Here is an 18,549-nt window from a genome sequence, read left to right as displayed (position 1 = left end):
AAAAGCGGCCAATGCTGGCCGCTTTGCTTGTTCGTTGTAGCAATTAGGATGCTGCAATCAGACCCATGCTTTCCAGTTTCAGCAGAACCTGATGGGCGCAGTTGTCGACCTCGACATTTTCGGTCTCGACGCTCAGTTCGGGGTCCGCGGGAACATCATAAGGGTCCGAGATTCCGGTGAACTCTTTGATCTTGCCTTCGCGGGCCAGCTTGTACAGTCCCTTGCGGTCGCGGCGTTCGCATTCCTCAATGGTGGTGGCCACGTGAACCTCGCAGAAGGCGCCGAATTGTTCGATCTCTTCCCGGACCGCACGGCGGGTCGTGGCATAGGGCGCGATCGGGGCACAGATTGCGATGCCGCCGTTCTTGGTGATCTCGCTGGCCACATAGCCAATGCGGCGGATGTTCAGGTCGCGGTGTTCCTTCGAAAAGCCCAGTTCGGACGACAGGTTTTTCCGAACGATGTCACCATCCAGCAAAGTAACCGGGCGGCCGCCCATCTCCATCAGTTTGACCATAAGCGCGTTGGCGATGGTGGATTTGCCCGAGCCCGAAAAGCCGGTGAAGAACACAGTAAAGCCCTGCTGGCTGCGCGGTGGGCGGGTCTTGCGCAATTCGGCGACAACCTCGGGAAAGCTGAACCATTCCGGGATCTCCAGACCTTCGGCTAGACGACGGCGTAACTCGGTGCCCGAGATGTTCAGGATAGTGACATTGTCCTTGTCCAAAATCTCATCGTTCGGCTCGTATTGCGCGCGTTCCTGCACATAGACCATGTGTTTGAAATCGACCATCTCGACGCCGATCTCATCCTGGTATTTGCGGAACAGATCCTGCGCGTCATAGGGGCCGTAGAAATCTTCGCCCTGGCTGTTCTTGCCCGGGCCTGCATGGTCACGACCGACGATAAAGTGGGTGCAGCCGTGGTTTGCGCGGATCAGCCCGTGCCAGACGGCTTCGCGCGGGCCGGCCATGCGCATTGCAAGATTCAACAGTGACATTGATGTGGTCGAGGCCGGGTATTTGTCCAGCACTGCCTCATAGCAGCGCACGCGGGTAAAGTGGTCGACGTCGCCAGGTTTGGTCATGCCCACGACCGGATGGATCAGCAGGTTGGCCTGCGCCTCTTTCGCGGCGCGGAACGTCAGTTCCTGGTGCGCGCGGTGCAGCGGGTTGCGGGTCTGGAACGCAACGATACGCCGCCAGCCGACCTTGCGGAAATAGGCGCGCAACTCGTTCGGAGTGTCGCGGCGCGCGCGGAAGTCATAATGAACCGGCTGCTGGATGCCGACCACAGGACCGCCTAGATAAACTTTGCCGGCCACATTGTGCAGATAGTTCACTGCCGGGTGGGCGTCGTCATCTGCACCAAAGACTTTTTCGGCCTCGCGTGCCTTGTTAGGCGTCCAGCGGTCCGTGACTGTCATGGTGCCCAGAATGACGCCTTCCTGATCACGCAGAGCGATGTCCTGGCCCAATTCGATTTTGTCGGCGAACGCCTCGTCTACGTCCAGAGTAATGGGCATCGGCCACAGTGTGCCGTCGGCCAGACGCATGTTCTCGACGACGTTGTCGTAGTCCGCCTCGCCTAGGAAACCTTTGAGAGGGTTGAACCCGCCGTTCATCAGCAGTTCCAGATCACAGATCTGGCGCGGGCTCAGGTCCCAGCTGGTCAGATCTGCGGCTTCCACCTTCAGTTTCTGTGCTGAATCGTAGGACACGAACAATTCGGGGATCGGGGCCAGGTTACTTAACATCGTCATGGGATTACTCTTGTAAAAGTGCTGCTTTGCCATTGATTAAGGGGCGTTTGCCCCGGCTTTTGGGTGAAGTCCATATACATTGGTGAAACAAAGGACGATATGCGCGGTTTTTTCACGCAATGGAAGGATATTCCGGTTTGTGTGGCAATCTGCGAAGCTGGTTCCCGAGTTGGGCAACAATTCCACCCAATTCAGGGCGAGTGTTCTTATGCAGCCGCACTGGCGCTCAAATCCGCCGCTTTAGGGACGGGCAGGGCGGGAATCGGTCGCGTCACGCCACGCAGGTCGAAAGGGCGAACCTGCCGCATATCGCCGTCATATCCTGCCGCCAGCAACAACTCTTCCGAGACCAAAAGTTCGCAGCCCAAGTTCTTGGTTTCCGCCTCTAACCGGCTGGCCACGTTTACGGTGTCGCCGATGATTGTACGGGCGGCGTGGCCCGCGGCACCGATTTCACCCAGAACAAGGTCCCCCAGATGCAGGCCCATTCCGATGCGGATCCGAGGGCTGCCCTCTGTTTCCAGCTGCTGGTTGAAACGCTGCAAGGCAAGGCTGATATCAATGGCCGCTTTCATCCCTGCCCGAGCAGAGCTTTGGGCGTCGTTGGTTTCGAACACGGCCAACAGGCCGTCGCCCATGTATTTGTCGACCACTCCGCCCTCGGCGGTGATCGCGGGGACGATGGCGTCGAAAAAGCGGTTTAGCAGGAAAACGATGTCGTAGGGCAGTTGGCCAGCGGTGCGCGAGGTAAAGCCGCGCATGTCCAGAAACAGGACCGCCAATTGCCGTTCCTGACCCTGGCTTGCATGTGCCCGGTGTCGGGCGCCATCTGGGCGGAACATGCGAAACGCTGTGATCGGAGCCATCGGTCGGATTTGACATGCCAGCCGGGCACCCGCCGGGGCGCTGACCGCAGCTAGGCTTCGGGCTTCGACCTCACCAGGTTCGGGCAGTTGATCCCCGCCCGCCTCGACAATCACGCGGCAGGTGGTGCAGCGCCCTTTGCCACCGCATAGCGCCGTGTGTGGAATGCCGTTGGCTTGGGAAATTTCAAGCAGGGTCATCCCTTTTTCGGCAACGACCTCAGGGCCTTGAGCGTACTTGACGCGCACGGAATGTCGGCGGCGCCACAGCTTGCGGATCGCAAATACCGCCAGGGATGCGCCAAGGGCCACCCAGAACGCCATGAGCGCATTGTCTTTTACGCTGAACAGGTGCTGGAAGTCTTCGGGAGAGGGCCAGTTGTAATGCTCGATATATTGTTCGCGCAAAAACGGGTCTGCAAAATCAGCCCAGATACGGCGCCCTTCCGTCAGCACTCCGGCAAGGGCAAATGTGGGAACAAACACAGCCAGGCCAATCAGATATGGCACCAGTTTGGGCCACCAGCGGGTCAGCCGCAGCCACATGTGCAGTCCGATACAGCCATGTACCCACACCACCAGCAACAACAGGCTTTGCATCCAGACCGCGTAGCTGGGCCACATCAGAACGATGATATAGCCCATTTCATCGTTCACATCGTAGACCGTGTTCGCATAACGCGTTTGCACGATATGCGAGATCAGCTGCAATGGGATCAACAACCCCAGAACCATCTGCAACCCTGTGCTGAACGGCATGCGCAAAGTCCGGCGCTGGCTGATCGAGTACAGGGCTAACCCCGAGTGAATCAAAAGAGCAGCATAGAGTATTATGCTGCCGACATCGTGACGTGTGATTACATGCCGGGCATCCTGCATGTCATGCAGGTAGTCCGTGTGAAACAGACCAAGGCCGATGTTGATGAAGTGAAAGAACGCAAAGGCGAACAGAACTAGGCCGCTGCCGATCCTCAGCCGGGTTGCCCACCCGCCTTGCCACAGAACAGTTTTCAATCAGATCACCTGCGTTGGTCTCGCCTAAGGCCGAGTCTGATACGCTGCAGCTTAGCGGTCAAGCGCAGGTTGCGGGTAGGGCGGTGTCCAATCCGTTGGCGGCGTATTCACACGGATCAGCGAAAGCGATGGGTCGAACAGGACAATGTGGCTGAGTTCGGGGCGCGAGCGTGAGCTGTATAGCAACCCGTCAGCGCCTGCGTCACGCGCGCGGTCCGAGAACCTCCATGTCGGCGAGGTGCCCTGCTTGGCGTGAATGTCCTGCCAAACGACCGATGCCTCGCGCTGTCCACGTAAGTCGACCAGTTTTGCGCCTGTCACGGTTGCCCGTTGTAAGACCCGTGGCGGATCGCCCGCCGAGACATATCGCCGAATGGCAACTCCGGCACCTTCTGCGCTGAGCGATGCGTAAAGCGCCGTCTGCCCCGAGTAATGAAAACGCCCCTCCGGCGCCCTTGCAGGGGCCAAAGGGGCGTTCAATTGCGTCAGAAAGAGAATTCTCCAGGCCGGGCCAGAGAATTCCAGCATCAGATCAATCCTGTTCGGCCAGGAAACGCTCGGCGTCCAGTGCGGCCATGCATCCCATGCCGGCGCTGGTCACAGCCTGCCGGTAGATGTGGTCCGTCAGATCCCCGGCGGCAAAAACACCCGGCACCGAGGTCTCGGTCGAACCTGGCTTGGTCACGACATAGCCGCCCATATGGCTTTCCAGTGAGTCCTTGACCAGTTCATTGGCAGGTGCGTGTCCGATCGCGACAAAAACGCCTTTGCAGGGGATCTCGGTAATCTCGCCGGTCTTCACGTTTTTGACCCGCACACCTTCGACGCCCAGCGGGGCATCGGTGCCGGTCACTTCTTCCAACTCGTGGAACCACAGGGGTTCGATTTTTTCATGCTTCAGCAGCCGGTCCTGCAGGATCTTTTCCGCGCGCAGCTCATCACGACGATGGATCAAAGTGACCTTGCTGGCAAAATTGGTCAGAAACAGCGCCTCTTCGACGGCGGTGTTGCCGCCACCGATGACCACGATTTCTTGTCCGCGATAAAAGAAGCCGTCGCAGGTCGCGCAAGCCGAAACGCCAAAGCCCTTAAATTTCTCTTCCGACGGCAGACCCAGCCATTTGGCGCGCGCGCCGGTGGCCAGAATGACGGCATCTGCTGTGTAAACAGTGCCGCTGTCGCCGGTTGCGGTGAACGGGCGTTTGCTGAGGTCCAGATCGTTGATGATGTCACCGATGACCTCGCAGCCCATCGCCTTGGCATGGTCTTGCATGCGCACCATCAGGTCGGGGCCTTGAACCTCGGTGTCTCCGGGCCAGTTTTCGACCTCGGTCGTTGTGGTCAGCTGGCCACCCGGCTCGATGCCCTGAACCAGAATCGGCTCCAGCATCGCGCGGCTTGCATAAACGCCGGCCGTGTAACCGGCCGGTCCCGATCCGATGATCAGAACCCTGGTGTGTCGTGTTTCGGCCATAGTACCCCCAACTCGATCTGCCTGATTGGGGCGCGTGGCCCCTGACGGATGGATATAGCGAGCGTCGCGCAGGGCTTAAACCCCCAACCTTTTGACAGGCAGCCATGCATTTGCGGCAAGGTGCCCAAAAAAAGAACATTGAAAATATAGAATATTGCGCAGGTGCGAAAGATAATTGCGCATTGGTCGGGTGCTGATATAACAACCGAAAAATTAGGAGCATTTCATGGTCGCGATACGGCTGGATGAGATTGACCGCAAGATTTTGGCAGAATTGCAGGCAGACGGTCGCATGACCAATGTCGAGTTGGCAAAACGCGTAGGTATTTCAGCGCCGCCTTGCCTGCGGCGCGTGCGTACGTTGGAAGAATCCGGGCTTATTCGCGGCTACCATGCCGATGTGAACTCACGCGAGTTGGGGTTCGAGGTTCAGGTCTTTGCCATGGTGGGGTTGGAAAGCCAGGCCGAATCCGAACTTAACGCATTTGAGGAACGCTGCCGCGAATGGCCGCTGGTTCGGGAATGCCACATGTTGAACGGCGAGGTGGATTTTATCCTGAAATGCGTCGCCCCCGACCTGAGCAGTTTTCAGCAGTTTCTGACGGGCGAGCTGCTGACTACGCCCAATGTAGCCAGCGTAAAAACATCGCTGGTTATTCGCGGCGCCAAGGACGAACCCGGCGTTCCCTTCGACGTTCTGGAAGAACGAATGAACCGGACGGCGTGAACATCATTCGCTTTTGATGCGATTTTGACGGCGGCAGAAATGCTGCGACCGTCAATGATAGAACCCAACTAATTATCAGCTGCATAATGCCCCCACACTGCAGTTAGTTTTTTGTTTTCAGGCCGTAAGCGCATCTATCTCACCGTCTCCGGCGCGTGGCAAAACCAGCGGGCCAAAATCGTTCAGCGATTCGATATGCGCGAACAAGTTCAGGTAGATCGACCTGAGCGATCGGCTGACCTGACGCGCGGCGTTGACACCCGGATGGTAGGATTCGAATTGCAGGCCGTCGACCTTTATGACCGAGTGACGTTTCAGGCAGATGTGAAACAGTTCAATCGGTGTCGGCGGCAGCGTTTCGATCACACTCATACCGTCCTGGAACTCATGGACAGGGGTCAGAATTTCGGCCCCCTCGTGCAAATGGCGCAGATGCGCAGGTGCGCCTAGCAGACGTGCTGCGGGTCCCGCGATTACGCCGGACAGCGGCTTTTGCATTCCAAATGTATCGGCCATGATCCGAGTTAGCGGGCGTGTTCGACCACGCGAATCCACGCGTCCGGGAATCAGGGTCACCGACCCCTTCCACAACACGGTCTGCAGCGCGCCATCCTGTGTCAGAACCAAGTCGCCCGGCAGCAGATCTTCGATCGCCAATGGGCCGTTTTCGGTTTCCACCAGGGATCCGCGTGTAAAGGCACAAAAGGCGTCTTCGAACATGGGCAATGCCGGAGCGATGTGGCGCGTTTGCGAAACATCTCCGTTTGGCATCAAGGTACTGACCTCATAGCGCCGCAACTGGGCCTTTGGTCTTGCGTTTGTCCTCGGAATTTCGCGCAGCATGGCCGAAGTTTCGACCGCGTTTCTGGCTGCGCGCGTCAAGGAATGTGGAATTGTCATTTTCATTCCGTCCCCTCTAAAATACCGTTCAGACGGGTAAAGCCCTCCGTACAGGGCAACCTGACCGGCGTTTTCTTTGTCTTTAGAGAGAGAGCGACCATTATGCGCACGCCATTCCGGCGTCGCGACGCGATAAATTTCCGCTTTTCTTTGGTCAACACACTGACCCCCCAGACAAACTCACTAAAACGCAGGCGGAAATTACCTGCGCACACACACCCCTGAACATGGCCGCTGGAAATTTCAGCGGTTAGTTACACATCGGCCCGGAGCACCCCTCCGATGTGCGTCTTGACCCTTGGAACCGGCAGCATGGTTCCTTGGGCTTTTGGTCAGCGTTGGCGTGCCAAGCGGCGCGCGACCCTGACCGAAGTACTGGAAACCCGTTTCCACGGCATTTCCGGTGCCTGCTCTCGCGTCGCCGCAACAACGGCGCTAAGAAAGCGAGATTTAACCTTCATGTTATTATTCCTGCTCGTATCGGGGTGAACACCCGGTTTCCCTTGTCGGATCACTGTGATGCGTCAATACGGCACCGATAAGGCTGATCCGGGGTTAAAGCAGCAAAGTTGAAAGTCAGCAGATCCTCTTCTTTCGGAATGCCTCGCACTGCTGGATAATCGTTTGATAAACACCTGAGTACGGACAATAAAAATCAAAATGTCTCGACTCAAACAGACACAACAAATGTGGCAAAAAAGCGGCGTTTTTGCCACATTTGGGACGAGCCCTATAATTTTATGGCGGAAATCAGGCGGCCATAATCGGCTTCTTTCGCGTGGGTGGAGCGGCGGTAGGAATAAAACCTGTCCGGGTCCGAATAGGTGCAGTGCCGCGTCCATTCGGCCTCACCCACCCCGGCTTGCCGCAATTTGTGCAGACCAAAGGCGGGCAGGTCGAACTGCAGCCGATCCCCATTGCCATTCGCAAAGAACCTGAGGTTTTCGGGCGAATCCGCCGCGAATTCATCCAGAAAATCTGGACCGACCTCATAGGCGTTTTGAGAAATCGTAGGACCAATGACAGCCACGGTGTTTTCCCGCTTTGCGCCCAATGCCTCCATCGCGTCCAGGGTTGCCTCCAATACACCGTCCAAAGCACCGCGCCACCCGGCATGCGCAGCCCCGATCACATTCGCGTCAGAATCGGCAAACAGGACCGGTTGGCAATCCGCTGTCAGAATCGTCAGTGCCAGTCCCGGGGTTGCGGTGACAACCGCATCCGCTTTGGGTTTGTCGCCATTTATCGGAGCGTCCACCGTCAGAACAGTTGGGGAATGCACTTGATGCACGCCAACCAAAGCGTCTGGGCTGACTTCCATCGCGGCGGCCACGCGCTGACGGTTCACTGCTACCGCTTCGGTTTGGTCCGACGAGCCATAGCCGCAGTTCAAACCCGCGAATATTCCGGAAGACGCACCGCCCCGACGGCTGAAGAACCCGTGGCGGACAGGCGATAAGACGTCCGAGGTCAGAATTTCCAATGTCATGGTTCCAGTCCCGGTGGAGGTGCAGCGTAAGAAGGATAGAGACCCAGTACTTTGAACAGATTTCCCATTTCCTCGGGATGCGTCAACCGGCGATGTGCAGCAATGAGCGTCTCAAGCTCAGACCCGCCGAGTGGCGCAGCCAGCGCCTGTGCGCGGGCCGTGATGCCCAACCGTTCCAGAAACATGCCCTGAGGTGTCAGCTTTGTATGGGCGCTACCGGCGGCCCGTGCGGCTATAGCAAGGGGCTCGAAATCTACATGCGCGGTCAGATCCGCCCGACCCGGAGCTTGCAGGGGATCAACACGTTCATGTGATTGCAAAGCTTGAAACGTGTCGCCCAGCGAATGCCAGTCACCGTAATCCACGATCAGACCCGCCCCGCCATAAGTGGCGATCCGCCCGGCGATCACGGTCAGGATCGGAATTGCGGCCGCGCAGAGTTCAACCAGATCGCCATCTTGGGTGTCTATCATGCGATCCGTTAGCGCGACCTGAGCTGTGTTCGGCCCCAGCCCATACGTCAGCGATTCGCCCTGCACACCGATCAGACGTTCGCACCAGCCATCGCCGTCACGTATGAATTGGCGGACTGGCAGGGCATCAAAAAATTCGTTCGCCACCAGAAACAGGGGTGCATCGGGGAGGTCTGTGAGCATATCGATCCAACGCGGGTTGTGACCGCTCAGCGATTGCGCCTGTCTGTCCCGCAGGGCAGGGGAAGCTTCGAACAAAACAATTTCTGCGGCCTCGTGAAACCCGGATACGCTGCTGGTTGCGCGCAGGATATCCGCCATCAGGGTGCCGCGACCCGGTCCCAGCTCTGCTAGAATGAATCTGTCCGGCTTGTCCTGATCCATCCAGCTTTGCGCCAGTGCAAGCCCGATCAACTCTCCGAACATCTGGCTGACTTCCGGGGCGGTAATGAAATCCCCCTGCGCGCCTAGCGGATCACGGGTGGTGTAATACCCGAACTTAGGGTTCAGCAGGCATTCAGTCATGAAATCGGCCACGCTCATCGGGCCATTCAGCGCAATTTGCGCCAGTAGGTGATCCTTAAGGTTCATTGAGTGCGTCGCGCGCGCAGCGCAAACCACAGGCCAAGCGCGATCATTGGCAGCGACAGCATTTGCCCCATGGTCAGGCCATAACCACCCACGTGCCATGCCAGCCCCAGCGGATTCCCGGCCGAGACGAACTGTGCGTCAGGCTGACGAAAGAACTCAACAATGAAACGCGAGGCACCATAACCTGCCAAAAATACACCCATCACCAGACCGGGCTTGTGAAACGCCCCACGTCGATAGGCCATCCACAGCAAAAGTGCGCCCAGCAACAAACCTTCCAGTGCGGCTTCATAAAGTTGAGAAGGGTGTCTGGCACACATCCCGGCCACAACACCCGGGCAGTCCTGTGCGGCACCACCTGGAAAGATCACCGCCCATGGAACGTCGCTGGGTCGCCCCCAAAGCTCGGCATTAGTGAAGTTCGCCAACCGCCCTAACAACAGCCCGGGCGGCACAGCATGTGCGATCAGATCAGCCAAAGACAATACCGGCACCTGGTAACGCCGAGCATAGAGATAGGACGCAACGACAACCCCCAGCAAACCACCATGGAAGGCCATGCCGCCCTGCCAGATCATCAAAATCTCTAGTGGATGCGATAAGTAATAGGCCGGTTGATAAAACAGAACGAACCCCAGTCGCCCGCCGAGAATCACCCCAAGGATGATCCAGGTGATCAGATCCTCTAGTTGCTGCGGTTTCATCGGTGGTGTTTGATCAGGCCAAAGGGCCGGACGCTTCAGCGCCGCAGTACCCAATCGCCATGCGATCAGAATACCGGCGATATAGGCCAGCGCGTACCATCTAAGTGCGAACTCCATCCCGAACAGCGAGATCGAGAAAACTTCGGGCGAAAGGTCGGGGAAATTCAGAACAGCCTGCATGTGCGTCTCATTGCCCGGGGTTAGCGGGGCAAGTCAACCTTGAGCCCGGGCCATTCTTTACCCATATAGAGACCAACCGCGATACCGGAGTAAAGCCATGCAAACCCGTAACAAGATTCTTGATGACGTTTCCCAACTGATGACCAATGCCATGGGCGTGGCCCAAGGCGCGAAGGACGAGGCCGAAAACGCGATGAAGTCGATGATCGACCGCTGGCTGGCCGACCGCGATTTCGTCACGCGCGAAGAGTTTGATGCTGTGCGCGCCATGGCCCAGAAAGCGCGCGAAGAGAACGCCGCACTTGAGGCGCGCATTGCGGCGCTTGAAGCCAAACTGGACAAATAAGTTCCGCACACTCGAGATTTTGAAAAAAGAAAACCGCCGCGCAATCCACGCTGGGATTGTGCGGTGTTGTGTATTCTGACGCCTTACCAAATTTAATCAAGACAAAGCTGGCGGTAGCACCAATATTTTGATCGCCGTTGCTGACTGTCCACAACTTATTGCTGTTATCCCCAACAAATAGGGTTGCCAGATCCCTGCCCGCGGCGCACCATATCTAGTACAGGCAGACTGGGGAAGCCCGGCTTGTAGAGCAAGCAACTAGCGCTGGGGCGCTGCCAGCCCCTAAAAGGCTAGAGATTAGTGAGGTGGCATTATGGCCCTTTCCGAACAGTTTCTCGAAGAAGACCTTCATCCAATCGACATTGTTGAACATCTTGCCGAACACCACGACTGGGATTTCGACCGGATCGGGGATGATCAGATTGCCATGGCTGTCGAAGGACAGTGGCGCACCTATTCGATCACCTTGGCCTGGTCCAACTATGACGAAACGCTCCGCATGGTGTGTTCTTTCGAAATGGAGCCGCCTTCCGAGCGTGAAAACGTGCTTTATGAGCTGCTCAACAAGATGAACGATCAGTGCTGGGCAGGGGCGTTCACCTACTGGGCCAATCAAAAGCTGATGGTCTACAGGTATGGTTTGGTTCTAGCGGGTGGCCAGATGGCCAGCCCGGAGCAGATCGACACGATGATCACCGCTGCGGTTCTGAGCGCCGAGCGCTATTACCCCGCGATCCAACTGGTCACCTGGGGCAACCGCGATCCCGAGGATGCAATGCAGGTCGCCATTGCAGAGGCCTACGGCCGCGCGTAAAGCTTTGCCCCAAACCGGATAAGGAGAGGGGCAATCATGGACATGTCACGCGTCGCCGAGCAGGGGCTGGTTCTTCTGGGGTGCGGCAAGATGGGTTCGGCCATGCTCGCCGGTTGGCTGGAGCATGGCCTTCCTGCGTCAGCTGTCTGGGTGATTGATCCGTACCCCTCAGAATGGCTGAAGGCGCAGGGCGTCAATATCAACACTCCATTACCCGAGGCCCCGGCGGTCGTGCTGGTTGCCGTCAAGCCGCAAATGATGGGCGATGCGCTGCCATCGATCAAGGCGCTGGGCGGTGGCGGTAGCCTTTTCGTCTCGGTCGCTGCGGGTACGTCTATTGCAACCTTCGAGAATGTACTGGGCGAAGGCACTCCGATCGTGCGCGCCATGCCGAACACTCCGGCAGCAATCCGGCAGGGAATCACGGCGCTGATTGGCAATTTGGCTGCATCGGATGCTGATGTTTCTCTTGCCGAAAACCTGCTGTCCGCCATCGGTGACACAATTCGCCTTGAGGAAGAATCGCAGATGGATGCGGTGACAGGTCTTAGTGGCTCTGGTCCGGCTTATGTCTTTCATCTGATCGAAACGCTGGCCGCTGCCGGGCAGGCTCAGGGTCTGCCGCACGATCTGGCGATGAAGCTGGCCAAATCCACGGTGGCCGGGGCAGGAGCTTTGGCAATGGCGGCCGACGAGGACCCTTCGCAACTGCGCGTCAACGTAACGTCGCCCAATGGTACGACGCAGGCCGCGCTTGAAGTGCTGATGCATGAGGAAGAAGGTTTCCCGGACCTGCTGCACCGCGCCGTCAAGGCCGCAACTGACCGATCCAAGGAGCTGTCCCGTGAGTGAGATTTCATTCGACGATTTTCTGAAGGTCGACATCCGCGTCGGCAAGGTCATCCGGGCAGAACCCTATCCTGAGGCCCGTAAGCCCGCGATCAAGATGTGGATCGACTTTGGTGACGATATTGGCGAGCGCCGAACCTCAGCCCAGATAACGGCGCATTACGATCCGGAGACGCTGGTGGGCAAACAGGTGATGGCCGTTGTCAATTTCCCGCCGCGCCAGATCGGCAAGTTCATGTCCGAGGTTCTGGTGCTGGGCCTGCCCGATGACAAGGGCGAGATCGTTCTGATCGGTCCGGATGGCGAGGTTCCAACCGGCGGACGGATGCACTGATGAAACTTTTGATCGCACGCCCCATGACCGCCGCTGTCGAGGCGCGCGCCCGCGCCGAGTTCGACGTCGAAATCCGCAGCAGCACGCTGCCAATGTCGCCCGACGAAATGCGGCGCGCATTGGCTGAGTTCGATGTGGTGGTTCCGACGCTGGGGGATCAGTTTTCGGCCACAATCTTCTCCGAAGTGCCGCAGCCGCGCTGTAAACTGCTGGCCAATTTCGGTGTGGGGTACAACCATATCGACGTCGCTGCCGCACAGACCGCAGGGATTCAGGTCACTAACACCCCCGGTGCGGTTACCGATGCCACTGCTGACATCGCGATGACCTTGCTGTTGTCGACCGCGCGTCGCGCGGGCGAGGGTGAACGGCTGGTCCGTTCGGGCAAATGGCAAGGCTGGCATCCGACCCAAATGCTGGGTCATCACGTGACCGGAAAACGCGTTGGGATCGTAGGGATGGGCCGTATTGGTCAGGCGATTGCGTGGCGTTGCCATTTTGGTTTCGGGATGGACGTGGCGTACCAGTCGCGCAGCCCGAAAGAGGTGGAATTTCCCGCAGAAAACATACCCGACCTGAAAGAACTGGCCGCTGCCGTCGATTTCCTGGTGCTCGCCGTGCCCGGCGGTGCGCAAACGCGCCACCTGATCAATGCGCCGGTGCTGGAGGCGATGAAACCTTCGGGCATCTTGATCAACATCGCGCGTGGAGAAGTTGTGGACGAATCCTCTCTGATCGCTGCCCTGCAATCCGGTCAGATCGCAGGCGCGGGCCTTGATGTTTATGAGTTCGAACCCACCGTTCCGCAGGCCTTGCGCGATATGGAGAATGTGACGATATTGCCCCATCTTGGCACCGCGACCGAAGAGGTCCGCACCGATATGGGGCATATAGCGCTGGACAACGTTACAGCTTTCGTCGCGGGGCGATCTTTGCCGAACCCGGTCTAGTGCCCGACGGCCTCGCGCCAGTGTTTGCGGCAGAGCGAAACATAGGTTTCATTGCCGCCGATCTGTACCTGCGCGCCTTCGGTAATGGCGTTGCCGTTTTCGTCCTGACGGATGACCATCGTGGCCTTGCGCCCACACTCGCAAATGGTCCGCACTTCGCGCATCTCGTCCGCCAACGCCAGCAAGGCAGCGGAGCCGGGAAACAGGTGGCCCTGAAAATCCACGCGCAAGCCATAGGCAAGGACAGGCACCCGCAGGTCATCCACTGCGCGGGCCAATTGCCAGACTTGCTCTTCGGTCAGAAATTGCGCCTCATCAATAAAGACGCAGGTGACGTTCCCTTTTTTTAGGCGCTGTTCAATCATCGCAAAAACGTCGGTTTCGGCGGTGAACGTGTCCGCATCGGCCGATATGCCGATCCGCGACGCAATCCTGCCAACACCGGCCCGGCCATCTAGGGCCGCGGTCATCAAATAGGTGTCCATCCCCCTCTCACGGTAATTGTGCGAGGCTTGCAGCAACACGGTCGATTTTCCCGCGTTCATCGTCGAATAATTAAAGTATAGTTTTGCCATGGGTTGGGTCTAAAACGCCTGTCCAATTCGGGCAAGCCATCAATAGCCTTCAAAAAGCGACGTCGCCATTATCGTTGCAGAGGTCGAGCGTTAGCCCATTGGGGATGGATCCCCCCGCCCCAACAACGGCGACGCCGTCGGCCAACATGCGGCCTAACCGTAGCGGGACAAGAATACCGACCCGCAATCACTCATTACCGGCATTAAATGCCGCCACTCACTCACAAAACCCCCGCATATCTGAGGGATAGCCAACATATGACATTTCAATTATGAATCGAGTATGGGAATTTTCTTTTCCCTTTCCCCCGCAATGGCAGATTTAGTGGGGCGTGCAGGCAGTAAAGGTAAAAACATGGCAGATATCGGGGCCTACCTGAAAAAACACACAGAAGCGCTGGTTAAAGACGTGGGAATCGAATCCGCGTGCGAGATTACAGGCAAATCCAAAGCCACGTTGGGCCGTTATTATTCTGACAATGTCGAACATACTGATCGGTTCATGCCGGTCGATGCGGTGGCGCGGCTTGAGGCAGTGGCAAACTTCCCCCACGTCACCTCGGCGCTTGCCGATCTGAAAAATATCACCCTGTCCTATGACGGGCGCAATGACGACAGCCCCCGCACTGGCGGAGTGAATTCCGACGTCATCGCGCTGAGCCAGCGGTTTGCGATGCTGATGACCGAATATCAATCGGCGATCGAGGATGGCATCATCACGGTGAACGAAGCCAAGCGCTTGTTAAGGGAGACGAGCCAACTGCAACAGGTCCTTTTGGACATGAAGCTGCATCTGGAAGAGGAAAGCGTGAGCTGAGGTTTCGGTGTGCACCGCCCAGGGATCAGGACGATGTTCCTGTGAACACCCCGCAACCTTTTCAGCAGTCTTTAGGTTGAATTGGATTTGAACAGGTGTGTTTCGTTTCATTTGTTCTGCTAGCGACTAGTGCACCATTCCAGTTGCGTCACCATATGGTTCGGTAATGGCAAAATGCCTGATGCTTGATGTTGATGGTGTCCTCGTCGACGGTCGTCCCGGCGATGGTCTGCGATGGGACACTGATTTATCGAAGGATCTGGGACTTGATCCTAATCTGCTTGCGGAAGAGTTTTTCAAAACTGAATGGACTGCTATTGTCGAGGGACGGGCTGAACTCCTGCCCATTCTAGAGGCTGTTCTGAAGCGCGTTGCGCCGACCATCAAAGCACCTGATTTGATAGACTATTGGTTTCGAGGGGATTCCGGCATAGTCGAAACCACTGTTGCGGATGTGCGCGAGGCGAAACGCAAAGGCGTACCTGTTTATCTTGCAACCAACCAAGATCACATGAGAGCAATCTATCTCATGCAGACAATGGCGCTCGGCGACGAAGTTGACGGCATCGTGTACTCAGCAAAAGCCGGGTTCAGAAAGCCAAAGCCTGAGTTCTTCGCTTTCGCAGCGCAGGAGGTCGGGCGTCAACCGTGTGAACTTTTGCTGGTCGATGATACCCTGCCGAATATTGAGGCAGCCCGATCCGCAGGATGGAAGGCTGTTCATTGGGATGGAACCGAACGCCTTTCCACGATTCTAAACCGCAGTGTAAATTGAGCGGGAATTATACCTATTTGCGTCGCAGTCAAGCGTTCCTGATGTCGTCTTGCGCGCTGTGGTACGGCGTATCCTGGGTTGTGATCGGTGTGTCGCGACGCCAAGACGTCACCCGTGCCGCTTTACAATCACCGATCCCACCGAATAGCCCGCGCCGAAGGAACAGATCAGACCGACATCTCCGTCTGACAGGTCATCCGAATACTTGGAAAACGCGATGATGGACCCGGCCGAGGAGGTGTTGGCATAATCCTGCAGGATGTTGGGCTGTTCGCTTGCTTCGGGTTCGCGTCCCAGAACCTTCTTGCCGATGAAGTCATTCATGGTCTTGTTGGCCTGATGCAGCCACAGACGTTTGAGGTCTGTATTCTCCACACCCTCAGACTCCATGTGATCCGAGATGTGCTTGCTGACCATTGGCAGCACTTCTTTGAAGACTTTGCGTCCGTTCTGCATGAACTGCATGTCACGGCGGTCGACCACCCCGTCAGGGCGTGAACGGCGTAGGAAGCCGTTGTTGTTGCGGATATTGTTCGAGAATTCGGTCGCGCAGCGTGTCGACAAAATTTCGAAGTGCGGACCCTTCGCGTCTTCGACCCGCTCGATCAAAGTGGCGGTGGCCACGTCGCCAAAGATGAAATGGCAATCGCGGTCGCGCCATTCCAGATGGCCTGAACAAATCTCGGGGTTTACCACCAATGCGGCGCGGACCGAGCCGGAGCGGATCATGTCTGCGGCGGCCTGAATCCCGAAAGTGGCCGAAGAACAGGCGACATTCATATCAAACCCGAACCCGTTGATCCCAAGCGCTTGCTGGATTTCGATCGCGACGGCGGGATAGGCGCGTTCGTGGTTAGACGCGGCACAGATCACCAGATCAACGTCCTCGGCGCTGCGCCCGGCCTGTTCCAGCGCCTTTTTACACGCATCCACGGCCATCTCGGTCATGATGCCCGGTTCGTCATCGCTACGTTGACGCAACAAGGGATGCATCACGTCAGGGTCCAGAACACCGTCCTTGTCCATCACGTAGCGTTTCTCGATACCCGAGGCCTTGAAGATGAACTCTTCCGACGAATGCTGCATCGGCTCAATCTCACCTGCCGCGATTGCGTCTGCGTTTTGGGCGTTCATCTTGTCGGCATACTTATTGAAAGCCGTGACAAGCTCGGCGTTGGTGATGACGTTTTCGGGGGTGAAAACACCTGAGCCAGTGATCGCGGGCGTGTACATGATAAGACCTGAATGTTTCGGATTCGCCCAAAATGCAGTCATATATGGGTTAGATCAAGAGACGTTGACCCAAGGGAATGTCAAAGTTTGCGCTGTAACCCACTTCACATCTTGAATAGTTCATATTTCGAAGTATATGCGGGGCCAAAGTTACAAACGGATTCACCGATGACCCATGACGACAGTGCGCTGATCCGCTGCCTCAGCCCCGAAGTGCAGGCGATGATGGGGGTCTATGCGCTGTACTGGAAACTGGAAGAAAGCCTGGACGCACTAGAGGTCGGGCTGAGCCATCAGGAATGCCATATGATGGTCAAGCTTGAGCGACCCAAACGCATGGGCGTTTTGGCTGCAGACATGCTGACGGTGCCGTCCACCATCACGTCAACCGCTGACGCGCTAGAAGAGGCAGGATACCTGACCCGACAGCGCGATCCGGAAGACCGTCGGGCGTGGTTGTTGGTTCTGACCGACAAGGGACTTGAGATGCGACAGGTTCTGATGTCCGAGGCGGGGGACCTATTCCGCCGAGCCGCTGGGCTGGATGCTGACGAAACTGCCGAATTTGCACGACTGGCCCGGAAAATCCGGGAAAATATAATGAAAACAGGAATTCCTGAGGGATTGAAGAAATGAAACTCTTCACTGTACTGAGCGTCGCTCTGACCGTGTTTGCCACCTCTGTTTTGGCGCAGGATAGCGCCAAACCCGTAAAACTCATGATGGTCCAAGAGACATCGCCCGGTTTTTCGCGCCAGTTTTTTGGACGCGTCGCTGCGCGACAGACGGTCGACCTGGCCTTTCAGGTTTCCGGGCAAATCGTCGAAATGCCGGTGACCGAGGGGTTCGTGATACCCAAGGGCGAGCTGATCGCACAATTGGATCAGGAACCATTCCAGCGCCGCTATGACCGCGCTGTCCTGCAAAAGGATCAGGCAGATCGTACCGTCGCCCGCCTTTCCCGTCTGCGCGGAACTACAGCCAGTCAGGTGGCAGTGGATGACGCGGAAACCGAAGCGCAACTGGCGGATATCGCCGTCCGCGATGCAGAATACGATCTGGAACATGCAACACTCACCGCTCCGTTTGACGCGCTGGTCTCACGCCGAACGGTCGAGGCTTTTACGACTGTAAACGCAGGGGCGCCCATCGTGCGTATCCACGATATGTCCGAATTGCGGATTGAAGTAGATGTTCCGGAAATCCTGTTCCAACGATCGGGTCAGGAAGATGACATTGCGATTACGGCGAAGTTTCCAACCAGCGACGAGGTCTTCCCTCTGCAGATCCGGGAATTTGACGCCGAAACCTCGAGCGTGGGTCAGACTTTCCGCATCCAATTTGGCCTCACGCCACCTGAAGGATTGCAGATTTTGCCGGGTTCGTCAGTGACCGTGAATGTGAAGGTCCAGGACGCTCGGACAGGTATCGTTGTGCCTGCAACGGCCATCATTTCGGACGCAGAGGGCGGTCTGGGTGTCATGGTGTTTTCACCGGTTGGGGCCGATGAAGGCGCCGTCCAGCTTGTGCCGGTTACCATCGAACCCACGCAGACCGGCGAAGTCCGTGTTCTGACAGGGTTGAACGATGGCGATGAGATCGTCGTCGCGGGTGGCAGCACCTTGACAGATGGTCAAGCCGTTCGCCGCTTTGCTGGCTTTGCGAACTGAAGGGCGGGT

The 18,549-nt window shown here is 57.2% G+C and carries 20 protein-coding genes; 10 read left to right on the top strand and 10 right to left on the bottom strand.

Features of this window, described 5'->3' with window-relative positions; all coding sequences use genetic code 11:
* Positions 1-43: 43 nt before the first annotated feature.
* From AC2FIO_RS05460 to trxB, 4 genes are all read right to left on the bottom strand, one after another.
* On the bottom strand, positions 44-1,762 hold the full coding sequence (locus AC2FIO_RS05460) for a bifunctional sulfate adenylyltransferase/adenylylsulfate kinase (RefSeq protein ID WP_496696156.1): 1,719 nt from the start codon (positions 1,760-1,762) through the stop codon (positions 44-46).
* A 206-nt stretch (positions 1,763-1,968) separates the two neighbouring features.
* Complete coding sequence (locus tag AC2FIO_RS05455) at positions 1,969-3,639, bottom strand: adenylate/guanylate cyclase domain-containing protein (RefSeq protein ID WP_496696154.1); 1,671 nt, start codon at positions 3,637-3,639, stop codon at positions 1,969-1,971.
* A 51-nt stretch (positions 3,640-3,690) separates the two neighbouring features.
* A complete protein-coding gene (locus AC2FIO_RS05450; protein WP_496696152.1) occupies positions 3,691-4,167 on the bottom strand; it encodes an RES family NAD+ phosphorylase in 477 nt (158 codons plus the stop codon).
* Positions 4,168-4,171: 4 nt separating this feature from the next.
* Positions 4,172-5,113 (bottom strand): thioredoxin-disulfide reductase, encoded by a 942-nt coding sequence (gene trxB / locus AC2FIO_RS05445; RefSeq protein WP_496696150.1) that lies wholly within the window; start codon positions 5,111-5,113, stop codon positions 4,172-4,174.
* 226 nt (positions 5,114-5,339) lie between these two features.
* On the opposite strand from trxB, the gene AC2FIO_RS05440 reads away from it, so the two are divergent.
* Positions 5,340-5,840, top strand: coding sequence for an Lrp/AsnC family transcriptional regulator (locus AC2FIO_RS05440; protein ID WP_058275538.1), 501 nt, complete (start codon positions 5,340-5,342; stop codon positions 5,838-5,840).
* A gap of 117 nt (positions 5,841-5,957) precedes the next feature.
* Here AC2FIO_RS05440 and AC2FIO_RS05435 read toward each other — a convergent pair whose 3' ends face one another.
* From AC2FIO_RS05435 to lgt, 4 genes are all read right to left on the bottom strand, one after another.
* On the bottom strand, positions 5,958-6,740 hold the full coding sequence (locus AC2FIO_RS05435; RefSeq protein ID WP_282119210.1) for a Hint domain-containing protein: 783 nt from the start codon (positions 6,738-6,740) through the stop codon (positions 5,958-5,960).
* A 730-nt stretch (positions 6,741-7,470) separates the two neighbouring features.
* Entirely contained in the window at positions 7,471-8,229 is a 759-nt protein-coding gene (gene pgeF / locus AC2FIO_RS05430) for a peptidoglycan editing factor PgeF (RefSeq protein ID WP_282118989.1), read from the bottom strand.
* Positions 8,226-9,293, bottom strand: a complete 1,068-nt coding sequence (locus tag AC2FIO_RS05425; protein WP_496696148.1) for a class I SAM-dependent methyltransferase — start codon at positions 9,291-9,293, stop codon at positions 8,226-8,228. The genes pgeF and AC2FIO_RS05425 overlap by 4 nt, the downstream gene beginning before the upstream one ends.
* Positions 9,290-10,177 (bottom strand): prolipoprotein diacylglyceryl transferase, encoded by an 888-nt coding sequence (gene lgt, locus AC2FIO_RS05420; RefSeq protein ID WP_109313258.1) that lies wholly within the window; start codon positions 10,175-10,177, stop codon positions 9,290-9,292. Before lgt ends, AC2FIO_RS05425 begins: the two co-directional genes overlap by 4 nt.
* A 97-nt stretch (positions 10,178-10,274) precedes the next feature.
* Here lgt and AC2FIO_RS05415 point away from each other — a divergent pair, with 97 nt between their 5' ends.
* The 5 genes from AC2FIO_RS05415 (at position 10,275) to AC2FIO_RS05395 (ending at position 13,470) form a co-directional block, all read left to right on the top strand.
* Positions 10,275-10,523, top strand: coding sequence for an accessory factor UbiK family protein (locus AC2FIO_RS05415; RefSeq protein WP_108859295.1), 249 nt, complete (start codon positions 10,275-10,277; stop codon positions 10,521-10,523).
* Positions 10,524-10,836: 313 nt separating this feature from the next.
* The gene (locus AC2FIO_RS05410) at positions 10,837-11,337 is read left to right on the top strand and encodes a type III secretion system chaperone family protein (RefSeq protein ID WP_058275545.1); all 501 of its coding nucleotides are present in this window, start codon (positions 10,837-10,839) and stop codon (positions 11,335-11,337) included.
* 36 nt (positions 11,338-11,373) lie between these two features.
* Positions 11,374-12,189 carry a pyrroline-5-carboxylate reductase gene (proC, locus tag AC2FIO_RS05405; protein WP_496696145.1) on the top strand — a complete coding sequence of 272 codons (816 nt, stop codon included), beginning with the start codon at positions 11,374-11,376 and terminating at the stop codon, positions 12,187-12,189.
* Positions 12,182-12,520 (top strand): tRNA-binding protein, encoded by a 339-nt coding sequence (locus AC2FIO_RS05400; protein ID WP_282118993.1) that lies wholly within the window; start codon positions 12,182-12,184, stop codon positions 12,518-12,520. Before proC ends, AC2FIO_RS05400 begins: the two co-directional genes overlap by 8 nt.
* A complete protein-coding gene (locus AC2FIO_RS05395) occupies positions 12,520-13,470 on the top strand; it encodes a 2-hydroxyacid dehydrogenase (protein ID WP_496696143.1) in 951 nt (316 codons plus the stop codon). The genes AC2FIO_RS05400 and AC2FIO_RS05395 overlap by 1 nt, the downstream gene beginning before the upstream one ends.
* On the opposite strand, the gene AC2FIO_RS05390 is transcribed toward AC2FIO_RS05395, so the two are convergent.
* Complete coding sequence (locus AC2FIO_RS05390) at positions 13,467-14,045, bottom strand: thymidine kinase (protein ID WP_496696141.1); 579 nt, start codon at positions 14,043-14,045, stop codon at positions 13,467-13,469. The two genes, AC2FIO_RS05395 and AC2FIO_RS05390, sit on opposite strands and share 4 nt — an antisense overlap.
* A 355-nt stretch (positions 14,046-14,400) precedes the next feature.
* On the opposite strand from AC2FIO_RS05390, the gene AC2FIO_RS05385 reads away from it, so the two are divergent.
* Positions 14,401-14,862 carry a hypothetical protein gene (locus tag AC2FIO_RS05385; protein WP_058275729.1) on the top strand — a complete coding sequence of 154 codons (462 nt, stop codon included), beginning with the start codon at positions 14,401-14,403 and terminating at the stop codon, positions 14,860-14,862.
* Positions 14,863-15,043: 181 nt separating this feature from the next.
* Complete coding sequence (locus AC2FIO_RS05380) at positions 15,044-15,637, top strand: HAD-IA family hydrolase (RefSeq protein WP_496696139.1); 594 nt, start codon at positions 15,044-15,046, stop codon at positions 15,635-15,637.
* 108 nt (positions 15,638-15,745) lie between these two features.
* Here the strand turns inward: AC2FIO_RS05380 and AC2FIO_RS05375 are convergent, their stop codons facing one another.
* Positions 15,746-16,870, bottom strand: a complete 1,125-nt coding sequence (locus AC2FIO_RS05375) for a beta-ketoacyl-ACP synthase III (RefSeq protein WP_496696137.1) — start codon at positions 16,868-16,870, stop codon at positions 15,746-15,748.
* Positions 16,871-17,038: 168 nt separating this feature from the next.
* Between AC2FIO_RS05375 and AC2FIO_RS05370 the strand changes: the two genes are divergently transcribed.
* Together AC2FIO_RS05370 and AC2FIO_RS05365 are read left to right on the top strand one after the other, a co-directional pair.
* Complete coding sequence (locus AC2FIO_RS05370; RefSeq protein ID WP_496696135.1) at positions 17,039-17,506, top strand: MarR family winged helix-turn-helix transcriptional regulator; 468 nt, start codon at positions 17,039-17,041, stop codon at positions 17,504-17,506.
* Complete coding sequence (locus AC2FIO_RS05365; RefSeq protein WP_058275551.1) at positions 17,503-18,540, top strand: efflux RND transporter periplasmic adaptor subunit; 1,038 nt, start codon at positions 17,503-17,505, stop codon at positions 18,538-18,540. The genes AC2FIO_RS05370 and AC2FIO_RS05365 overlap by 4 nt, the downstream gene beginning before the upstream one ends.
* Positions 18,541-18,549 lie beyond the last annotated feature (9 nt).

The sequence above is a fragment of the Ruegeria sp. CDSB086 genome (assembly GCF_059611065.1).
This window is presented reverse-complemented; position numbering and strand designations above follow the sequence as displayed.